The 20,308-nt window shown below is 41.8% G+C and carries 20 protein-coding genes; 7 read left to right on the forward strand and 13 right to left on the reverse strand.

Annotated features, from left to right (window positions below; translation table 11 throughout):
• Nucleotides 1-5: 5 nt before the first annotated feature.
• From ruvA to aspS, 5 genes are all read right to left on the reverse strand, one after another.
• Nucleotides 6-623 (reverse strand): Holliday junction branch migration protein RuvA, encoded by a 618-nt coding sequence (gene ruvA / locus PSF42_RS07260; RefSeq protein ID WP_272679728.1) that lies wholly within the window; start codon nt 621-623, stop codon nt 6-8.
• Between the two features lie 162 nt (nt 624-785).
• Nucleotides 786-1,307: a crossover junction endodeoxyribonuclease RuvC gene (ruvC, locus tag PSF42_RS07265; protein WP_125891081.1), complete on the reverse strand. Its 522-nt coding sequence runs from the start codon at nt 1,305-1,307 to the stop codon at nt 786-788.
• 268 nt (nt 1,308-1,575) lie between these two features.
• Nucleotides 1,576-2,319 (reverse strand): YebC/PmpR family DNA-binding transcriptional regulator, encoded by a 744-nt coding sequence (locus PSF42_RS07270; RefSeq protein ID WP_125891080.1) that lies wholly within the window; start codon nt 2,317-2,319, stop codon nt 1,576-1,578.
• A 30-nt stretch (nt 2,320-2,349) separates the two neighbouring features.
• Nucleotides 2,350-2,781, reverse strand: coding sequence for a dihydroneopterin triphosphate diphosphatase (gene nudB / locus PSF42_RS07275; protein WP_125891079.1), 432 nt, complete (start codon nt 2,779-2,781; stop codon nt 2,350-2,352).
• Between the two features lie 5 nt (nt 2,782-2,786).
• Nucleotides 2,787-4,556, reverse strand: coding sequence for an aspartate--tRNA ligase (aspS, locus tag PSF42_RS07280; RefSeq protein WP_272679729.1), 1,770 nt, complete (start codon nt 4,554-4,556; stop codon nt 2,787-2,789).
• Nucleotides 4,557-5,065: 509 nt separating this feature from the next.
• On the opposite strand from aspS, the gene PSF42_RS07285 reads away from it, so the two are divergent.
• The 5 genes from PSF42_RS07285 (at nt 5,066) to cmoB (ending at nt 8,305) form a co-directional block, all read left to right on the forward strand.
• Nucleotides 5,066-5,389, forward strand: a complete 324-nt coding sequence (locus tag PSF42_RS07285) for a DUF4377 domain-containing protein (RefSeq protein ID WP_272679730.1) — start codon at nt 5,066-5,068, stop codon at nt 5,387-5,389.
• A 108-nt stretch (nt 5,390-5,497) separates the two neighbouring features.
• Nucleotides 5,498-5,902, forward strand: coding sequence for an NUDIX hydrolase (locus PSF42_RS07290; RefSeq protein ID WP_272679731.1), 405 nt, complete (start codon nt 5,498-5,500; stop codon nt 5,900-5,902).
• A gap of 149 nt (nt 5,903-6,051) precedes the next feature.
• A complete protein-coding gene (locus PSF42_RS07295) occupies nt 6,052-6,450 on the forward strand; it encodes an MAPEG family protein (protein WP_125891075.1) in 399 nt (132 codons plus the stop codon).
• A gap of 131 nt (nt 6,451-6,581) precedes the next feature.
• Nucleotides 6,582-7,331, forward strand: a complete 750-nt coding sequence (gene cmoA, locus PSF42_RS07300) for a carboxy-S-adenosyl-L-methionine synthase CmoA (protein ID WP_125891074.1) — start codon at nt 6,582-6,584, stop codon at nt 7,329-7,331.
• 2 nt (nt 7,332-7,333) lie between these two features.
• The gene (cmoB, locus tag PSF42_RS07305; protein ID WP_213912791.1) at nt 7,334-8,305 is read left to right on the forward strand and encodes a tRNA 5-methoxyuridine(34)/uridine 5-oxyacetic acid(34) synthase CmoB; all 972 of its coding nucleotides are present in this window, start codon (nt 7,334-7,336) and stop codon (nt 8,303-8,305) included.
• Nucleotides 8,306-8,366: 61 nt separating this feature from the next.
• On the opposite strand, the gene PSF42_RS07310 is transcribed toward cmoB, so the two are convergent.
• The 5 genes from PSF42_RS07310 to PSF42_RS07330 all read right to left on the reverse strand — a co-directional run bounded on the left by PSF42_RS07310 (nt 8,367) and on the right by PSF42_RS07330 (nt 13,984).
• On the reverse strand, nt 8,367-9,143 hold the full coding sequence (locus PSF42_RS07310; RefSeq protein ID WP_248468372.1) for a dimethyl sulfoxide reductase anchor subunit family protein: 777 nt from the start codon (nt 9,141-9,143) through the stop codon (nt 8,367-8,369).
• Between the two features lies 1 nt (nt 9,144).
• A complete protein-coding gene (locus PSF42_RS07315; RefSeq protein WP_125891071.1) occupies nt 9,145-9,762 on the reverse strand; it encodes a DMSO/selenate family reductase complex B subunit in 618 nt (205 codons plus the stop codon).
• A gap of 10 nt (nt 9,763-9,772) precedes the next feature.
• Complete coding sequence (locus PSF42_RS07320) at nt 9,773-12,196, reverse strand: DMSO/selenate family reductase complex A subunit (protein WP_213912793.1); 2,424 nt, start codon at nt 12,194-12,196, stop codon at nt 9,773-9,775.
• Between the two features lie 290 nt (nt 12,197-12,486).
• Nucleotides 12,487-13,248 carry a copper homeostasis protein CutC gene (gene cutC / locus PSF42_RS07325; RefSeq protein ID WP_125891069.1) on the reverse strand — a complete coding sequence of 254 codons (762 nt, stop codon included), beginning with the start codon at nt 13,246-13,248 and terminating at the stop codon, nt 12,487-12,489.
• Nucleotides 13,249-13,429: 181 nt separating this feature from the next.
• Nucleotides 13,430-13,984, reverse strand: a complete 555-nt coding sequence (locus tag PSF42_RS07330) for a VOC family protein (protein ID WP_272679732.1) — start codon at nt 13,982-13,984, stop codon at nt 13,430-13,432.
• Nucleotides 13,985-14,152: 168 nt separating this feature from the next.
• On the opposite strand from PSF42_RS07330, the gene argS reads away from it, so the two are divergent.
• A complete protein-coding gene (gene argS, locus PSF42_RS07335; RefSeq protein WP_125891067.1) occupies nt 14,153-15,883 on the forward strand; it encodes an arginine--tRNA ligase in 1,731 nt (576 codons plus the stop codon).
• A 20-nt stretch (nt 15,884-15,903) separates the two neighbouring features.
• Here the strand turns inward: argS and PSF42_RS07340 are convergent, their stop codons facing one another.
• The 3 genes from PSF42_RS07340 to rimJ form a co-directional block, all read right to left on the reverse strand.
• Nucleotides 15,904-16,389, reverse strand: a complete 486-nt coding sequence (locus tag PSF42_RS07340; RefSeq protein WP_272679733.1) for a helix-turn-helix transcriptional regulator — start codon at nt 16,387-16,389, stop codon at nt 15,904-15,906.
• A gap of 175 nt (nt 16,390-16,564) precedes the next feature.
• A complete protein-coding gene (murJ, locus tag PSF42_RS07345) occupies nt 16,565-18,103 on the reverse strand; it encodes a murein biosynthesis integral membrane protein MurJ (RefSeq protein ID WP_272679734.1) in 1,539 nt (512 codons plus the stop codon).
• Nucleotides 18,104-18,186: 83 nt separating this feature from the next.
• Entirely contained in the window at nt 18,187-18,774 is a 588-nt protein-coding gene (gene rimJ / locus PSF42_RS07350; protein WP_272679735.1) for a ribosomal protein S5-alanine N-acetyltransferase, read from the reverse strand.
• Between the two features lie 323 nt (nt 18,775-19,097).
• Between rimJ and mdtH the strand changes: the two genes are divergently transcribed.
• A complete protein-coding gene (gene mdtH / locus PSF42_RS07355; RefSeq protein WP_248468369.1) occupies nt 19,098-20,303 on the forward strand; it encodes a multidrug efflux MFS transporter MdtH in 1,206 nt (401 codons plus the stop codon).
• Nucleotides 20,304-20,308: the final 5 nt, after the last annotated feature.

Here is a 20,308-nt window from a genome sequence, read left to right on the forward strand (position 1 = left end):
CTCAATCAAAGTGCGGCACGAAGGGCATCACGGATCAATGTTTCAGAGTCACTATCCGGTTTTGCGACTTTACTCACCATACGGCTTGCTTCTTGTGGTTTATAGCCTAAAGCAATCAATGCAGCAGCGGCTTCCGCCTCAATATCTGCCATGCTTGGCACCTTGCTGTTAACACTTGGCAGGTTAATGTCGCTATTTTGATTAAATAAATCGCCATTTAAGCCTTTGAAGCGGTCTTTCATTTCGACCACTAAACGTTCTGCCGTTTTCTTACCAATTCCAGGTAATTTGACCAGTGATACAATAGCTTCTTGCTCAATCGCAGAAACAAATTGTTGAGCAGACATTCCAGATAATATTGCTAGGGCTAATTTTGGGCCAACCCCATTAACTTTGATCAGCTCTTTAAATAGCGCCCTTTCTTGCTTATCGTTAAAGCCATATAATAATTGGGCATCTTCACGTACAACAAAATGTGTAAAAACAATCGCTTCTTGACCAATTTCGGGTAATTCATAGAAACAAGTCATCGGCATATGGACTTCATAACCGACACCTTGTAGCTCTAATAATACGATTGGAGGTTGCTTTTCTAAAACAATACCACGTAAACGACCTATCACATTGAAGCCCTCTATTGCTCTCTCAACCCTGAACATGCTATTTAAACCCTGAACAGGTTGGTTTATTATCATTAATACCGTTGTTTATACCACAAAAAATGCTGGATGCATATCCAGTTGCACGCTATTTATTAATAAGCGATTCTGTTTAAGATAAACTCGCTATCTTAAACGACCACGCGTTAAAACTAACCGTGGATCGCCAACTTTTAAAAGGTTTTGATTGAAGTGGCAATGTGTAATCGCAATTGCCAGAGCATCTGCCGCATCAGATTGTGGACTCGCTGACAACTTCAGAATCGATTTAACCATATGTTGTACTTGGCTTTTATCTGCGGCTCCTGTGCCTACCACCGTTTGTTTGACCTGACGAGCTGCATATTCAAATACGGGGATATTCATGTTTGCAGCCGCAACAATTGCAACGCCTCGAGCTTGACCGAGTTTTAATGCAGAATCCGCATTCTTCGCCATGAAAACTTGTTCAATAGATAACACATCAGGTTGATATTGGGTGATAATTTCCGAGACACCCGCATAAATTCGTTGCAGACGACTTGGTAAATCATCAACTTGGGTACGAATACATCCACTACCTAAATACAGTAGTTGCCGGCCTTGTTGGCGAATAACACCGTATCCCGTAACGCGAGAGCCAGGGTCAATACCTAAAATAATCGCCATATAAATTTACTTATGCCTCTTTATATTAATCATGTTGTTCTCATAAGCTTCATAATACTATCAATTTCAATTAAATAGCTATTTGAATATCAAATCAAACATTCAGAATAGTGATAATAAAGGCGAGTTATGGCACTGATACTTAGCCAAGTATAGCGAATAAAAGGAAGGAAAGCATCGAAGGCGTTAGAGAAAACAGGCTGCACCAGCCCGCTTTCTCTACGCGGATTATACTAAATGACTATACCGCCATTTAGTGCCTCACGACTTACAGTGTGGCAGCGACTTCGTCAGAAATGTCACCATTGTGGTAAACTTCCTGTACGTCATCTGAATCTTCTAACATATCAATAAGGCGTAATAATTTAGGTGCCGTTTCTGCATCTAACTCCGCTTTAGTCGATGGGATCATCGATACTTCTGCAGCTTCACTGGTGAAACCCGCAGCATCTAATGCATCTTTCACTTCACCAAACGTTTCTGGCGTTGTGTAAACATCGATTGCACCATCATCATAAGTTTCAACATCATCAGCGCCTGCTTCTAATGCCGCTTCCATTATGGCATCTTCATCAACGCCTGGTGCATAAGTGATCACGCCACGTTTAGTGAATAAGTAAGAAACGGAACCGTCTGTACCTAAATTACCACCCGTTTTAGTGAATGCGTGGCGCACTTCAGAAACAGTACGGTTACGGTTATCACTTAAGCATTCAACCATAACAGCCGTTCCGCCTGGGCCATAACCTTCATAAATGATGGTTTCCATATTATCATTTTCATCATTACCAACACCACGTGCGATAGCACGGTTTAAGGTGTCACGGGTCATGTTGTTAGATAATGCTTTATCTATAGCCGCACGTAAACGCGGGTTAGTTGCGGGATCACCACCGCCTAAACGAGCTGCAGTCACTAATTCACGGATAATTTTAGTGAAAATTTTACCGCGTTTAGCATCTTGTGCCGCTTTACGGTGTTTGGTGTTGGCCCATTTACTATGACCTGCCATGAAATATCTCCAAAAAACGTCAATAAATAATTAAACAGCAAATTCTAAAATAGCCTGACTGTTGCTCCAGGATTTCGTTAAGCTCGCTGCTTCATCGGGGGCTAGCCAACGAAATTCACTGTGTTCCGTCAGTAATGGCATTTTTTCTTCACTTTGCACCATTTTAAACCAATGTTCTTTGCAATGCGTAACATCAGGTGCATAACGATGCCTGAAATGCGGGAAAATTTCAAAGATGATACTGTGCGACAAATCTTGTAGCTGGTTTTGTTCAACCTCAAAACCGGTTTCTTCTTTAATTTCACGACACGCCGTTTCATACGGCTTTTCATCAGGCTCCAAACTGCCAGTCACTGATTGCCAGAAGTTTGGGTCGTCTTTACGTCGTAACATAAGCACCCGCCCACTACTTTGAGCCACAATAATGACTAATACAGATTCCGGGCGCTTATATTTTTTCATTGAACTTACTCTTCGTCTTTCGCAACCACCGCGATAGCGAGTTCCGTTAGTGCATCTGGATTCGCATGGCTCGGTGCATTCGTCATTAAGCAAGCTGCCGCTGTTGTTTTCGGGAAGGCAATAACATCACGAATGTTATCCGTTCCTGTTAACAACATGACTAAACGGTCAAGACCAAATGCTAAACCTGCGTGTGGTGGGGTGCCATATTTCAACGCATCTAATAAGAAGCCAAATTTCTCACGTTGATCTTCTTCATTAATACCTAAAATACTAAATACGGTTTGTTGCATTTCGTTGCGGTGAATACGGACTGAACCACCACCAACTTCGTAACCATTGATGACCATATCATACGCATTAGCAACGGCTTCTTCAGGCTTGCTTGCTAACTCTTCTGGTGTGAAGTCTTTAGGTGATGTAAATGGATGGTGCATCGCCGTTAAGCCGCCTTCGCCATCTTCTTCGAACATAGGGAAATCAATCACCCATAGTGGCTGCCAGCTATTCAAATTAGTGATTTCAAAGTCACGGCCAACTTTCAAGCGCAATGCGCCCATAGAGTCGGTCACCACATTTTTCGCACCCGCACCAAATAACAAGATATCGCCATCAACTGCGCCAGTACGGTCTAGTAACTGGTTAATCACGTTTTCATTCAAGAATTTTGCGACCGGGCTTTGAATACCTTCAAGGCCTTTAGCGCGCTCATTGACTTTCATCCAAGCTAAGCCTTTTGCGCCATAAATACCAACAAATTGACCATATTCGTCGATTTGCTTACGGGTCATTGCTGCGCCGCCGGGCACTTTCAGCGCTGCGACACGGCCTTTCGGATCGTTCGCTGGACCTGAGAACACCGCGAACTCAACATCTTTAACGATATCAGCAACATCCACCAGCTCCATCGGGTTACGCAAGTCTGGTTTATCTGAACCATAACGACGCATAGCTTCCGCAAAGGTCATGATGGGGAAATTGCCTAAATCAACGCCTTTAACCTCTAACCATAAGTTACGGATCATGCGTTCCATGATTTCACGCACTTGTTCTGCGGTCATGAATGAAGTTTCAACGTCGATTTGAGTAAATTCAGGTTGGCGGTCTGCACGTAAATCTTCATCGCGGAAGCATTTTACGATTTGATAATAACGGTCAAAGCCTGACATCATCAACAATTGTTTAAACAGTTGTGGTGATTGCGGTAATGCGTAGAATTTACCTTTATGAACACGACTTGGCACTAAATAGTCACGAGCACCTTCTGGTGTTGCTTTGGTTAGCATTGGCGTTTCAACGTCCAAAAACCCTTCGTTATCCATAAAGCTACGAACAAAGCTGGTGATTTTGGCACGTGTGCGCAGACGCTCAGACATCTCTGGGCGGCGCAAATCTAAATAGCGATATTTTAAACGACGCTCTTCTGTATTCGTTTGGTTGCTATCTAATGGTAGCGGCTCTGACTTATTGAAAATATTCAGTTCTTCAGCAAAAACTTCGATTTCGCCCGTTGCCATATCTTTATTTTTTTGGCTATCTGGACGTGCGCGTACAGTCCCTGTGATTTGGATACAGAACTCATTGCGCAGTTCTGACGCTTTTTCAAATATGTCTTTACGATCGGGGTCGAAGAAAACTTGCACGATCCCTTCACGGTCACGCATATCGATAAAAATCAAACCACCTAAGTCGCGACGGCGGTTTACCCATCCACTAAGAGTGACTTTTTGGCCTTCGTGAGCGATGTTTAACTGCCCACAATAATTAGTACGCATACAATATCCTTTTACTCAGCTGTTGTGCTTTTGCTTGCTGCGGGATTTTGGCATTTTGCTGAACCCTATTTATCTGCGAAACACGGGCTGAAAATTCAGAATGTCAAAAAGGCAGACATTATACAGGAAATTCTGTTAGACAAATAGTTACGTATTCTACATAACGCGTAAACCATTTTGTTTTTAATCATATTTTCATCAATTATTGTTTTTCTAATCAACAACAATAAAATTGAATAACGAGATAGACGTCTATCACGATGACCCTATCAATTTTAAGGGACTATCTGCACCATGTACATATTGCAGCAAAGGTTTATTTTATTAGTTCGATACCTTTTTGAGTGAAATATCACCACTTAATGTATTCCAATTCAATTATTGGTTAATAAATATCGCTTTAATCATGAATATTTCTATTTCGGAATCGTTACCTTTTTCAGTTTGCTATAATCGCAATCTATAGATACACGCTGAATTCATCATCATCTGCTATTTAAGGATTGCCAATGAAAAAATTATTACTCGCTACTTCCATGTTCGTATTACTTGCAGGATGCCAAAATATGAACCCCGCAGAGACTGATAATACAAAAACGTTTTATGTTGATTCTTCACTTGCTGATTGCATGGGTGTCGCCCCAATGAAGTGTATGAAAGTGAAAGAAAATCCAAATGATGATTGGCAACTTTTTTATAGCTCAATTCAAGGTTTCGAATACCAACCTGGCTACACTTACACCTTGCAAGTGAAGCAATTCGATGTACCAAACCCACCCGCTGATGCACCTAGTATTCGTTATGAATTGGTAAAAATCGTTGAGAAAAAATAATTTTTAAACAATATAGTTTAAGTCATTAAGTAATTTTATCAGTTTACTTAATGACTCGCTTATAACCATAATTCTTTAAGCATCGATAAATAACAGAGTGTCCCTATTATGAGTGTTAAAATCATCGATAAGCTTGGGTTAATCACCTTATCCGAACACAAAATTGTAATGGTGCGTTCCCATAACAAAAGTTTATTTTATATACCCGGTGGAAAACGTGAGCAAGGTGAAAGCGATGAGCAAGCGCTCTGCCGTGAGATTTCTGAAGAATTAAAACTAGACTTAATTGTCGGCTCTATCCGGTTTTATGGCGAATTTATTGGCCCAGCGGACGGTAAGTCAGATGGAACACTCGTCCGTATTCGTTGTTACTTTGCCGACTATACTGGGGAGCCACAACCCGCTGCTGAGATTGCAGAATTAGACTGGTTTAGCATTCACGATTTACCTCGTTGCTCAAGCACAGCGGTGACTATTTTAACTCGCTTAAAAAAAGAAGGTTTGATTAAATAGAGTGTAAGACTGACTCAAAAAAGTTGTGATTTCATTTGTCTAACAGCTTTTTAGGATTTACAATTCACAAAATATTGTCAATACCCATTACTATAACTTATATTTTTAGGTGTTTTCATAGTTTGATTCGTTTTATGGTGGAGTAAAAAATGGTCAGCTCTTTGTATGCTGTACTGGGTGCCTTACTGCTGCTTAGATTATCCTTAAATGTTGTGAAGCTGCGTAACCAATACCGTATAGGCTATGGCGATGGCGGTTTTTATGAATTACAAACCGCCATCCGCGTTCATGGTAATGCCATCGAATACATTCCCATTGCTTTAATTTTATTGCTCTTAATGGAAATGAATGGCGCCCAAGTATGGATGATTCATATTTGTGGTTTGATCTTAATTGCAGGCCGACTACTGCACTCTTACGGCTTGAAAAATCATGACCACTCATATCGTCGCTCCGGCATGGTAGCCACTTACCTCGCGATGACACTGATGGTTATCGCCAATACCTATTACCTACCTTGGCTGCAGATCGTTTCATTTAATCTTTAGTTTTTATTCTCTGTAACGGCACGAGTTATTAATGTGCCGCTTATTATTTCATTGCTTATGGATTGATTTTCAGTAGACTGCCTTTCTGATACAATCCTCCACTACTTTTGTTTTTGCTTAATACAGAACTTATGTCAAATTCGGATCCAACCTCAAAAGACCGCCTTTTCTCTGCGCCTATCGCTAACCTTGGTGACTGGCAATTCGATGAAAAAGTTGCTGAAGTATTCCCTGATATGATCCAACGCTCCGTGCCAGGGTACTCTAATATTATTACGATGATTGGCATGCTAGCGGGTCGTTTTGTCAAACCCAACAGCCATGTTTACGATTTAGGCTGTTCCTTAGGTGCTGCAACCTTATCGATAAGGCGTAATATTACAGTAGAAAAAAGCAAAATTATTGCTGTTGATAACTCCCCTGCAATGGTTGAACGTTGCCGCCGCCATATTGATGCGTATCGTGCCGACACACCAGTTGATGTTATCGAAGGCGATATTCGTGATGTAAATATTGAAAACGCTTCCATGGTTGTGCTCAATTTCACCTTGCAGTTTCTCAACCCAGAAGATCGCCAATTATTACTCAGTAAGATTTATCAAGGGCTACAACCCGGCGGTATTTTAGTGCTTTCGGAGAAATTCAACTTCGAAGACAAGGAAATCGGTGAGTTATTGTTCAATATGCATCACGACTTCAAACGGGCGAATGGCTATAGTGAATTAGAAATTAGCCAAAAACGCAGTATGTTAGAAAATGTGATGCTCACAGATTCTGTTGAAGCCCATAAAGCGCGTTTAAAAAGTGTCGGTTTTACTCACTGTGAAGTTTGGTTCCAGTGCTTTAATTTTGGTTCACTGTTAGCGGTTAAAGAGGCCTAGACATGATTGATTTTGGTCGTTTTTACCAACAAATTGCAGTTGGCCCTCTAAGCCATTGGCTTGAAACGCTTCCGGCACAACTTTCAGAATGGAAAAAACGAGGGTTACACGGTGGATTTTCCTCATGGGAAAAAATGCTAGATAACCTACCTGTTATGGCGCCTACCCATTTGGATTTACGCAATAGCGTGACAGCAACGCGTGAACCCGAGCTCACTGCTGGCGAAACGCGACGTCTGAATAATATTCTTGAACAATTAATGCCATGGCGTAAAGGCCCTTTTTCTCTCTATGGCGTGAATATTGATACTGAGTGGCGCTCAGACTGGAAATGGGATCGCGTACTACCTCATATTTCATCACTCAAAGACCGTTATGTCTTAGATGTAGGTTGTGGCAGTGGCTACCATATGTGGCGTATGTTAGGGCAAGATGCCAAATTTGTTGTTGGTATCGACCCAACTGAACTATTTTTATGTCAATTTGAAGCCGTCAGAAAACTATTAGGTGATGACCAACGTGCTCACTTATTGCCTTTAGGTATCGAACAACTGCCCGAATTGAAGGCATTTGACACCGTATTTTCAATGGGTGTCCTTTACCACCGCCGCTCACCGCTCGACCATTTATGGCAACTTAAGAACCAATTAGTGAGTGAAGGCGAATTGGTATTAGAGAGCCTGGTTATTGAGGGGGATGAATTTCAGTGTTTGATCCCCGGTGACCGTTACGCCCAAATGCGTAATGTCTATTTTATTCCTTCCGCTAAAATGCTCAAAGTTTGGTTAGAAAAATGTGGTTTTGTTGATGTGCGAATTGTTGACCAAGAAGTCACCTCTTTGGAAGAGCAACGCCGCACACAGTGGATGAAAACAGATTCACTGGCTGAATTTTTAGACCCAAATGATAAAACTAAAACTATCGAAGGTTACCCCGCACCACTACGTGCAATTTTAGTTGCTCGTAAGCCATAAAGATAAAATGCCTATGGCAATCAAGTCATAGGCATTTATTATCATAGTAATTAACAAGCGATTACATTGTTATTTGCCACAAATTATAAAAGGCAATTCGACCGGATAACTCCGCTAAAATAACCGCTAGCGCACCGAGACCTAATATGACGGATGAATTTTTTCCGCGATACAACAGAGCCGGATAAACAAACAGCATCACCGCTAATACGACTAACTGGAAGCTCCAAAAACCTGCTTGTTCGGCACTAATTTCAGGCCCTGTCTCACCTAAAAATGCGACATAAGCTGCACGAGTGGCAAAAATCATAATTGAGCCAATCAAAAATGCCATCGCCCCCAAGCGCAGAGAGCCGAATAAAATCGCTAATGCGCCACCAGCCACTAACAGTGTCATCCACATTTGTAATGTCGTGAAAACAGTAAACCAGTTCGCTACCGTGGCAATATTATACACTTGAGGAATTGACCATACGAATGCCAAACCAAAAATAACCGTGGCAACATTACACAGTTCACTCAGCGCTTTATTTTTAATAAACAAGGTGAATAATAAAGTTGCTGCCCCAAAAGCAACAAAAATACCACTAAGCAAAGCTTCATTACTCATTGGTGAACGGCCTACACCTAAAAGCATATTAAAGAAGCGCAGAGGCTGCCCAACGTGTAGCCCACCGATGGCTAGCGCAATGATCATAATGACAAATGCCGCTATATTGGAATGACGCAATTGGGTTTCGCTCAACATGCCCAGTTTTCGACTTGCATACGCCAACAAATATAAACCTGCCGCTGACTGCCCCAATACGGTGAAAAAAACGAGTGGAAGTTCGTGCATATTATACCTCTGCTGGATTTTGTAATTTACCGCTCTTTTCACCACAAGGTTTAGCATCTTTATGCGGCTTAATCACAATGTTAGGATGAGTAAGAGACGGATTTGGCATGGGGGCGACCCCGCTAATATTGCCATGACGCTCACGTAGAAGATTGATATCGTCAAAATCCAATGCACGTTGTGGACAGGAGTCAACACACACCGGTTTCATCCCTTTTTCGACACGTTCATAGCATCCATCGCATTTACTCATCAATTTTTTCTTTTCGTCATACTGCGGTGCGCCGTATGGACAGCGTAACTCGCAGTAACGGCATCCAACACAAATGGTTTGATCTACCACGACTAACCCATCTTGCTCACGTTTATGCATCGCCCCTGTTGGGCAACCTTCAACACATGTTGGGTTAGAACAATGATTACAGGAAATTGATAGATAGTAGTTATAAATATTCTGCTGCCATATCCCCTCTTGCTGCTGCCAACTACCACCACCAAACTCATATACCCGACGAAATTTAGGCCCTAAATCAAGGTCTTTCTCATCTTTACAACTCACCTGACACGTTTTACATCCTGTGCATTTTGTTGAGTCGAAATAAAAACCATACTGTTTCATTTGTCGCTCCTTATGCACGTTTCACGTCAACTAAGTTAGTATGTTGTGGATTCCCTTTAACAAGAGCTGAGGGTTGTTGTGTGGTTAATGTATTGATACAACCACCAATATCGACCCCTTCCTCATTAACTTCCCGCCAAGCACCTTGCGGAACCGCAATGACACCAGGTAATACACGCTCAGTCACTTTCGCTTTAATATGCATACGTCCACGATCATTGAAAATTTCAGTCATATCGCCACTCTGAATACCTCGAGCCGATGCATCAATTGGGTTAATCCAATATTGATGAGGCACGGCTTCACGTAATATCGCAATATTAAAATACGATGAATGCGCATGGCCTTTATCGTGATACCCCGTCATTTGCAGCGGATATTTCTGTTTAGTTTCTTTATTTTCAACGCCTTCCGTATTTACACAATATTCAGGCACCGCAGGAATTCGCTGGTCAGTCGGGTATTCCCACTCTTTTGCTATCTTAGCGAGCCTTTCTGAATAGATTTCGATTTTACCCGATGGGGTTGGTAATGGCGCAGTTTCAGGCGAATCTCTAAATGGTTTTAATGCAATATAATCAGCACTATCCGCCAATTTTCTATCAACAATTCCCATGTCATTCGTTTCTTCAAACGTTGGCAAATGGGGATTTTTTTCTCGCATCAAGTTATAGCAATGTTCTATCCACTGCTCATGAGTACGACCTTCGGTAAATTGGTCTTTAATCCCCAGTTTTTCAGCAATATCGGTTAAAACATCATAGGATTGGCGACACTCCCATAATGGCGTAATCGCATTTTGTAGACGAATAGCATAATGGTAAGCACCGCTTGCATACGAATTATTAATTAAATCATTCGATTCAACACTGGTCACATCGGGTAGGATCAAATCCGCATATTTAGTCGACGGCGTCATATGCGTATCCCAAACTAAAATGAATTCACATAGGGACTCATCCGTTAAAATTTTATGGGTCTTGTTCAAATCAGAATGTTGATTACCCGTGACATTACTTGCATAGTGCCATAAAAATTTCACGTTAGTTTCAAGGCGCTCTTTACCGAGTAGTGTTGAATTTGTCGCGGTCATTTCGGTTCCGCGTGCAATCGCATCAGTCCACATAAAGCACGGGATCTGCGTTTTAACTGGGTTCGGGATAGCAAAACCAGGCACAGAGTACGCTACGTTGCCTCCCCATCCACCCGCATTCGTTCCTGGGCGTCCAATATGCCCCGTGACAATCGGCAACATCATCACAGCTCGAGCCGCTTGTTCTCCCGAGGCGGTTCTTTGCAATCCCCAGCCTTGAGAAATCCACGCGGCCTTTGCATTACCCAACTCACGAGCCAATTGAATAATACGAGTGGGCGAAACGCCTGTAATTTGGCTTGCCCATTGCGGCGTTTTTTCAATACCATCATCACCAAGTCCTAAAATATAATCCTTATATGAGCCATTTTGTGGCGCAGACTCAGGAAGTGTCTGGCTATCCCAGCCTACACAGTATTTCGCTAGAAAGGCCTCATCCGTCAATTGTTCTTTAATTAATGTATGGATAATCGCAGCCACAAGCGCTCCGTCAGTGCCCGGGTAAATCGGGATCCATTCAGCGCCTAGCGTTGTTACGCTATCAGTACGACGCGGGTCAATAATAATGACTTTAGCTTGGCTTTTTTCTAATGCTTTTAAGGTTTCGTAGAACTGACCACCACCGGACATCCGCGTTTCCGCAATATTATGGCCAAACATCACGACTAAATCGCTATTGGCTATTTCAGACAGTAATGAATCATCTAACTTGCCATAGACATATGGAATAACACCGTTTATTTGTGCTGTTGAGTAAGTTCCATGTTGATCAAGAAACCCACCTAGTTGGTTTAATAGACGCTTGCAGGCATTACGTCCCTGCAAATTAGCACCGGTAGATCCTGAACCATACTGGTAGTAAATGGCTTCATTGCCATAAGTATCAATAGTTGAGCGCAGCTTTTGAGCCACAATCGTCGTCGCTTCATCCCAGCTGATCCGTTTAAATTTCCCTTCTCCCCGTTTACCGGTACGCAATAATGGGTATTTCAAGCGGTCTGGGTTATAGGTTTTCCAACGAACAGAGCGCCCTCTCAAACAGGGGCGTATTTGATGTAAGCCAAATTGGGTGTCGTCATACATGGTTTCATTCGATATGCGCGTAATAACGTCATCTTTTACATGCACTTTGAGTGGGCAGCGGCTACCACAATTGACTAAGCACGCACTGTATTTGATTTTTTCGCTGACTTCATCTGGTTGGATTGTGATGGTGGGTGTTGCTTGAGCGGAAAAAGGTAGAGAGATGGAACTGGCAATAGCCGTTGTCGTGGCGACAGAGGCAGAGGCTTGAATAAACTGTCTCCGACTCAGCGCTTTTTCCCTGATTTTATTGATCATTACATTGCTACCTCATTAATTATTATAAATTGAATTACTGAGTATTCTTATAGTAATTAGATGGTAACCTTATAAAAACAAGGGTTAATTGATGTGTATCAATACAAGCAATAATTGAGCTATTAATGACAAATAAACAATATTATAAATTTACTTAGCTGATATTTTAATGATAACTAGCCATTGGTTGACTGAAAAATAACAAGGAAAACCAACTAATTGATTTTCCTTAGAGAATAACAATCTATTTAAATTTCTATCGTCAAGCTGCCTATTGTGGCTAGCGGCAATTAAACCAACACTTTTTCTGTAATAGAAATAAAGTCTTTCATCGCTTCTACCGTAGGGCCATCCACACAATAATGGGAGAATTCATCCGTTTCGCTATTAGAGGCCATTGTGACCCCTACTTTACGGTAATTCATGGTTGATGGCACCGTTTTCCCTGCAGAACTGTGTACCTCAGATAAGCCAATCTCCATGAATTTACTTAAATTGGCTAAACGCACTCCCGCACCCGCCATAATTTGTGGGCCATTAATTTGCTGGCTTTTTTCATGTAGCTCTTTTAGAAGTGGTAAACCTAACTCTGCACTTTGTTGCTGCCCAGAAGTTAAAATACGCGCAACACCGAGCTCTTTTAATTGTTCTAAAGCTAACAATGGATTAATGCACATATCAAATGCTCGGTGGAAGGTAATATTCATCCCTTGTGCTATTTCCATCAACGTATGCATTCTGTTGATATCAATACGCCCTTCGCTATCTAATATACCGATAACGGCACCTGAAAAACCCATTTCCTTAATCATAATTAAATCTTCGCGGATCACGTCAAATTCGCTAATGTTATAGCAAAAATCACCACCGCGAGGACGAATAATAGGATGAACTGGAATATGTAGTTTCTCTTTGGCTAATTTCAGGTAACCATAACTGGGGGTCAGGCCACCGTCTGCAGCGCCAGAGCAGAGTTCGATACGATCTGCACCATATTCTTGAGCCACTTGGGCACATTCAATTCCGAAACAACAGATTTCCAGTTTTGCCATTACGACCTCCGAAATAGAGCAATAAAACACTGGCTTTATGTGCCCAAAAATAATGAAACGCTTTAATCCAAAACGTTAACAATTCGCTTAATAATGCCATTTATTAAAAAATGTTATCGGATGGATATCACATCACTAAAAGTTAACCTGTACTATTAATCAATAACGTTAATTGCATCACTTATTTTTCACTTTCAATTATCTTTTTTAGCGTAAAAGGATGGTATTTAACCGTTATTTCGCCATTTGACACTGCTAATGTTGGATTTGGCAACCTTTCTTGCTGCCCTTTGGGTTGGCTTACCTTAATACGATACCCTTGGGGTAAAGGATCTGGTAATAACTGAAATGCTGTGGTTTCTAGTTGACTCGGATCAATATCAATCACCATTTCGATATGTTCCCAGCTTTCTTTCGGGTAAATTTTGTCTTTTGGGAAAGGCAACTCAATAATAAATACCTCTTGACCCGCGACATTTAATGGCTCTCTTAACTCATATAAACGAATTGGCCTACCATTGATAACATTGTCAGATAAAAGCTCAGCGCATTCCATTAGCCCTTGATGCCAACGTTCTGCGGTTGCCATATGATGGCAACGCACCGAGATATGATCTATCGGAAAAGATGACAATGATAAGTTCAGTTCCTGCGCTAACTGTTGTAATTTATCCATAAACACAGGTAGGTCATCCCATAAATCTTGTAATTGCGAAATTTTGCTAAATTGTGGCATCTAAAGCCCCCTCTTTACAAAAACTTATCTACTAAACAATGGCGCAGACTGTAGCATGAGAGCCCCAAAATATGGTATAAAACCTGCCGATTTTTCTCTTCAACCTTTTAGTTATACGCATGTGATGGCACAATGTGGTAACTATGGTTCGCAATTTAAGGTAATTCGGTGAATATTCAGGCGATTCTTTCAGATAAAATTAGTGCTGCGATGTTAGCAGCGGGTGCTCCAGAAGACAGTGATGCACTTGTGCGTCAATCCGCTAAAGCTCAGTTTGGTGATTACCAAGCGAATGGAGTGATGGGCGCGGCTAAAAAAATGGGGATAGCTCCGCGACAACTGGCTGAACAGCTTGTTAATCACTTAGATTTGGAAGGGATTGCCAGCAAAGTTGAAATTGCCGGCCCTGGCTTTATTAATATTTTCCTTGAGCCAACGTGGGTTGAAAAACACGTTGAAGAGGCATTAGCCTCACAACGCCTAGGCGTCGCGCCAGTCAAGCCTGAGACAATTGTCATTGACTATTCAGCGCCTAATGTTGCAAAACAAATGCACGTGGGTCATTTGCGTTCAACCATCATTGGTGATGCAGCTGCACGTACCCAAGAATTTATTGGTCATAAAGTCATTCGTGCCAACCACGTCGGTGATTGGGGTACGCAATTTGGCATGTTAATTGCCTATCTTGAAAAAGTGCAAAATGAAGATGCCACCGATATGGCGCTTGCTGACCTCGAAGAGTTTTATCGCGAAGCTAAAAAACACTACGACGAAGATGAAGAGTTCGCAGTACGTGCTCGTGGCTACGTTGTAAAATTGCAATCCGGTGATGAATATTGCCGCCAAATGTGGCGCAAATTGGTTGATATCACCATGCAACAAAACCAAGAAACCTATCGCCGCTTAAATGTCACATTGACCGAAGATGACGTGATGGGTGAAAGCTTATATAACAGCATGCTACCGGGTATTGTTGCAGATTTAAAAGCTAAAGGTTTAGCTGTTGAGAGTGAAGGCGCAACGGTTGTTTTCCTTGATGAATTCAAAAATAAAGAAGGCGAACCTATGGGCGTGATCGTCCAGAAAAAAGATGGTGGCTTCTTGTATACAACAACCGATATCGCCTGTGCTAAATACCGTTACGAAACCCTGCACGCTGACCGTTCTCTTTACTATATTGACTCACGCCAACATCAACATTTGATGCAAGCATGGACCATCGTCCGTAAAGCAGGTTACATCCCTGAATCGATGGCGCTTGAGCACCATATGTTCGGGATGATGTTAGGGAAAGATGGTAAACCGTTTAAGACTCGTACCGGTGGTACCGTTCGTTTATCAGACTTGCTGGATGAAGCTGTTGAACGCGCTCAAGCGCTGATCCGTGAGAAAAACCCAGATATGCCTGAAGATGAATTGCTCAATGTCGCAAATGTTGTCGGTATTGGCGCCGTTAAATACGCTGACTTGTCCAAAAACAGAACGACTGACTATATTTTCGATTGGGATAACATGTTAGCTTTCGAAGGAAATACCGCGCCGTATATGCAATATGCGTATACTCGTGTGGCTTCTATTTTCAAGAAAGCCAATTTAACCCACGCAGACCTCACTCTGCCTATTTCATTACAAGATCCGCGTGAAATTGCACTTGCAACACGTTTATTACAGTTTGAAGAAACCATTCTCACTGTTGCACGTGATGGCACACCTCATGTTATGTGTGCTTATTTGTATGAATTAGCCGGTTTATTCTCTGGTTTCTATGAGCACTGCCCTATCTTGTCAGCTGATGACGAAGCCCAACGCCAAAGCCGCTTGAAATTGGCTGCATTAACCCAAAGAACGTTAAAAACGGGCTTAGACACTCTAGGTATTGAAACCGTTGAAAGAATGTAATCAAACCAATAAATAGCCTATTAGCGGTTCACTTCGGTGAGCCGTTTTTGTTTGCGTTGCTTTGCTAACTTTGATGGTAGTTTTTGCAATTCATCGATATATTCATTCGCGCAATTACGGAGTACTAAGTTCCATTTGCAAAGTGTTTTTGCTTGTTCATAAAGTTCAGGGTTATGCGACAACCGGTTATTCTGTTGTAACCAATGAGCAACGCTCGCCAAGTCCCATAACGGCGATGCGCCATTCAAGCGTTGTACGGGTGCTGGAAAATGGCCTTTCCCTCGAGCACTATCTTTTAATAAAGCCACTGCCTGACGAGTTAGTCCTGTCAATTCGGCAATATCACTTAACCCAACTAAAGCGGAATCAATAGATTCCACTTTTATATTCAATGAATTGAATATCTCCCTGTCACTTGATTGTTGTAACAACAACCCTGTCAATGTACCCCAAAAATAGAGTAGGTTATTATTTTTATCAATAAAAACAATTAATTGAAATTTCATAAAATAATTTTGAAATTAATAATTCAGTTACTATGGGCATTAATTTAAGAACTCACTAGAAATTGAAGGAAACAGATCTATGGTTATTTTTTCCTTAACGACGCAGATTACAGAGATAAAAAAGCCCAATTTTCTCATTAAAATTGGGCTTTTAAGGTCGTTGACGGCTTATTAATTAGGCAACACTACGTTTCATAAAATCACGAGGGCGGAACCCCAGTACATATAAAGCTACGAAATAACTTCCAGCACCAATAATCACGACGCCTATCAAACGTAGCATACGTATCAACATATTACCGTCTTGCCAAGAAGGCATGAAGTGTAAAACACCAAACAGCACAGCGCCCATTACAATTAACGCTATCAATAATTTAAATATGAACCCTTTCCAGCCGGCTAAAGGCTGAAAAATATCTTGCTTACGCAGCTGCCAATAGAGAACGCCCGCATTAAAACATGCAGCTAACCCAATAGATAAGGCTAAACCAGCATGTTGTAAAGGGCCAATAAAGGCTAAGTTCATCAATTGGGTTAAAATTAAAGTGACAATCGCAATCTTCACTGGCGTACGAATATTTTGGCGCGAATAAAAACCTGGCGCCAAAATTTTCACCAAAATCATGCCTGTTAACCCTACACAGTAGGCAATTAAAGCGTATTGCGTCATTAATGAGTCATGTGCTGTGAAATTACCGTATTGAAATAATGATACCGTTAATGCTTCAGCGAGTATTGCCAACCCTAACGCACAAGGTAGAGCAAGTAATAAACAAAGGCGTAATCCCCAGTCCATTAATTGGCGATACTCATTTTGGTTGCCGCTCGTGAAGCTTTTCGCTAATGATGGTAATAAAATTGTCCCAAGGGCCACACCAAGTACCCCAGATGGCAATTCCATTAGTCTATCCGCGTAATACATCCATGACACTGAACCAGATTGTAAGAAAGAAGCAAATATTGTGTTGATAATTAAAGAAATTTGCGCGACTGAAACCCCGATAATTGCTGGCCCCATCATTTTCATTACACGCCAAACCCCACTATCACGAAATGACAGGCGTGGTAACACTAACATACCCACCTTTTTAAGATGGGGTAGTTGGTAGACAAGTTGCAAAACACCGCCAACCAACACCGCCCACGCCAATGACATAATGGGTGGGTTAAAGTAAGGAGCAGCGAAAGCAGCAAAAATGATCATACTGACATTGAGCAACGTTGGCGCAAATGCAGGGACCGAAAAACGGTTCCAAGTATTCAGGATTGCGCCTGCAAGAGAGGCCAGTGAGATCAGAAAGATATAAGGGAATGTGACTCGTAAAAGATCTGTCGTCAGCGCAAATTTGTCAGCATCATCGGTAAAACCAGGTGCGGTGACATAAATGATCCAAGGGGCGGCAATCATACCAAGGATAGTTACGATCGCTAAAGCGAGGGTTAGCATCCCAGCAATATAAGCGACGAATGTACGGGTGGCCTCTTCTCCCTGCTGGTTTTTATATTCCGCTAATATTGGAACAAAGGCTTGTGAAAAGGCACCTTCAGCAAAAATTCGACGTAAAAGATTCGGTAATTTAAAGGCGACAAAAAAGGCGTCAGCCGCGGCTCCAGCACCAAACACTCGGGCGATAATGGCATCACGAATAAACCCAAGCACACGAGACATCATGGTCATGGAGCTTACTGCCGCCAATGATTTTAATAAATTCATGATTGATAAACTAAAAGAATACAATCGCATCAGTTTAACAGTGTGCACTGCAACTGACTACGATTGAAAAGTAAATTAGGAATTTAGGCTTTATTCAATGCCCAAGTGTTATCGGTCAGTGCCGTCAATACATGGTCACGCCACTCACCGTTGATTTGTAAGTATTGCTTTGCATAGCCTTCCCGTTCAAAGCCAAGCTTGGTCAATAAATTACCACTACGCATATTATGAGGCATATAATTTGCCATAATTCGATGCATTTTTTGGTGTTGCTGCATATAACGGATCGCTTGGGTTAGTGCCTCATACATTAGACCTTGACCTTGCCATTTTTCACCGAGAGAATAACCTAAATAACATGCATAAAATGAGCCACGCAATACATTACTAAAATTCGCGACTCCCATCACTTCGTTTTCTTCTTTATCTAATAGTACGAAATGGAAAGCACTGCCTTCCCGATGCAGCTCATTCATGACTTGTAACCGATTCTGCCAACCTGCTGGCTGATAATGAGATTTGTCCCTGATGGGTTCCCACGGAATTAAAAAGTCTTTGTTCAGGCTGTAATAATCAGCTAGCCGATAGTTATCACGTTCATAAGTCAAACGGATAACCATTCTATCAGTGACAAGTCGCACTTTTGGTACATTTGAACGATAACCAAACATCGTTAACCCTTAATTAATAAAAAGCCAGATATTTTCTCTCTTTCCAAGCCAATAACTTAGAACGCTAAAGTGTAGCTTACAATGCGTTGACGAAAAACATATTACGTAAATTAAAATACCAATACATCACTAGATTTCTTCGTTGTGCAGCATACATAACTATGTGACCCAAGTAGCCGAACGCAGTCAACACCGTCACAGAGTGAAGTATGACGAATATTTATCGATAAAAATATATCATCTATTACCCCGCAATATACTGATATTATTGATACGTAATTTAAAAAAACATTCCCTCTTTGCTATTTTTCTGATGGTGTCTCATGGCGCAGGTGTCACGGGCAAGAAGCCTTGGTAAGTATTTCCTTTTGCTTGACAACATGTTGGTTGTCCTCGGCTTTTTTGTTGTTTTTCCACTAATTTCTATTCGATTTGTTGATCAACTGGGTTGGGCTGCCGTCGTGGTGGGTTTTGCCTTAGGACTTCGTCAGTTTGTTCAACAGGGTTTGGGGATTTTTGGCGGTGCTATTGCTGACCGATTTGGCGCAAAACCCATGATTGTCATTGGAATGTTATTGCGCGCCAGTGGTTTTGCGGTGATGGCAGTGGCCCATGACCCTTGGGTTTTATGGTTATCTTGCGTACTTTCTGCTCTGGGTGGCACCTTATTTGATCCCCCACGGACAGCCTTAGTGATTAAATTGACCCGCCCTTATGAACGCGGCCGTTTTTATTCTTTACTCTTAATGCAAGACAGTGCTGGCGCTGTTATCGGTGCGTTGATTGGAAGTTGGCTACTACAATATGACTTCCATTATGTTTGCTGGGTTGGCGCTGCGGTTTTTATCATTGCTGCCATCTGTAATGCATGGTTATTACCTGCTTATCGGATCTCAACCGTCAGAACTCCCATCAAAGAAGGTATGGGCCGCGTACTAAAAGACAAACGCTTTGTGAGTTACGTTGTCACTTTAGCGGGCTATTTTATGTTGTCAGTTCAAGTAATGCTAATGTTCCCTATTGTTGTCAATGAGTTAGCCGGTACGCCAACCGCAGTCAAATGGATGTATGCTATTGAAGCTGCGATATCCTTAACGTTGCTTTATCCCATTGCACGTTGGAGTGAAAAATATTTTCGCCTTGAACACCGGCTCATGGCTGGGCTATTTTTAATGAGCCTGAGTATGTTTCCAATTGGCATGACAACCTCACTCAATACGCTATTTGCCCTTATTTGCCTCTTTTATCTCGGCACAATCACCGCTGACCCCGCTAGAGAAACATTAAGTGCGTCACTTGCTGACCCAAGAGCTCGTGGGAGCTATATGGGCTTTAGCCGCTTAGGCCTTGCTTTAGGGGGAGCTGTCGGTTATACCGGTGGGGGCTGGATGTACGATATTGGCCACCAATGGAATATGCCACAATTACCTTGGTTCTTATTAGGGATCATCGGTTTTATTACTTTATGGGCTCTTCATAAGCAATTTAACCGTAAAAAAATTGAAACAGTCATGTTGAGTGGGCAGTAATGCGC

It is taken from the genome of Providencia sp. PROV032 (genome assembly GCF_028484875.1).
Taxonomy (GTDB): Bacteria; Pseudomonadota; Gammaproteobacteria; order Enterobacterales; family Enterobacteriaceae; genus Providencia; species Providencia rettgeri_E.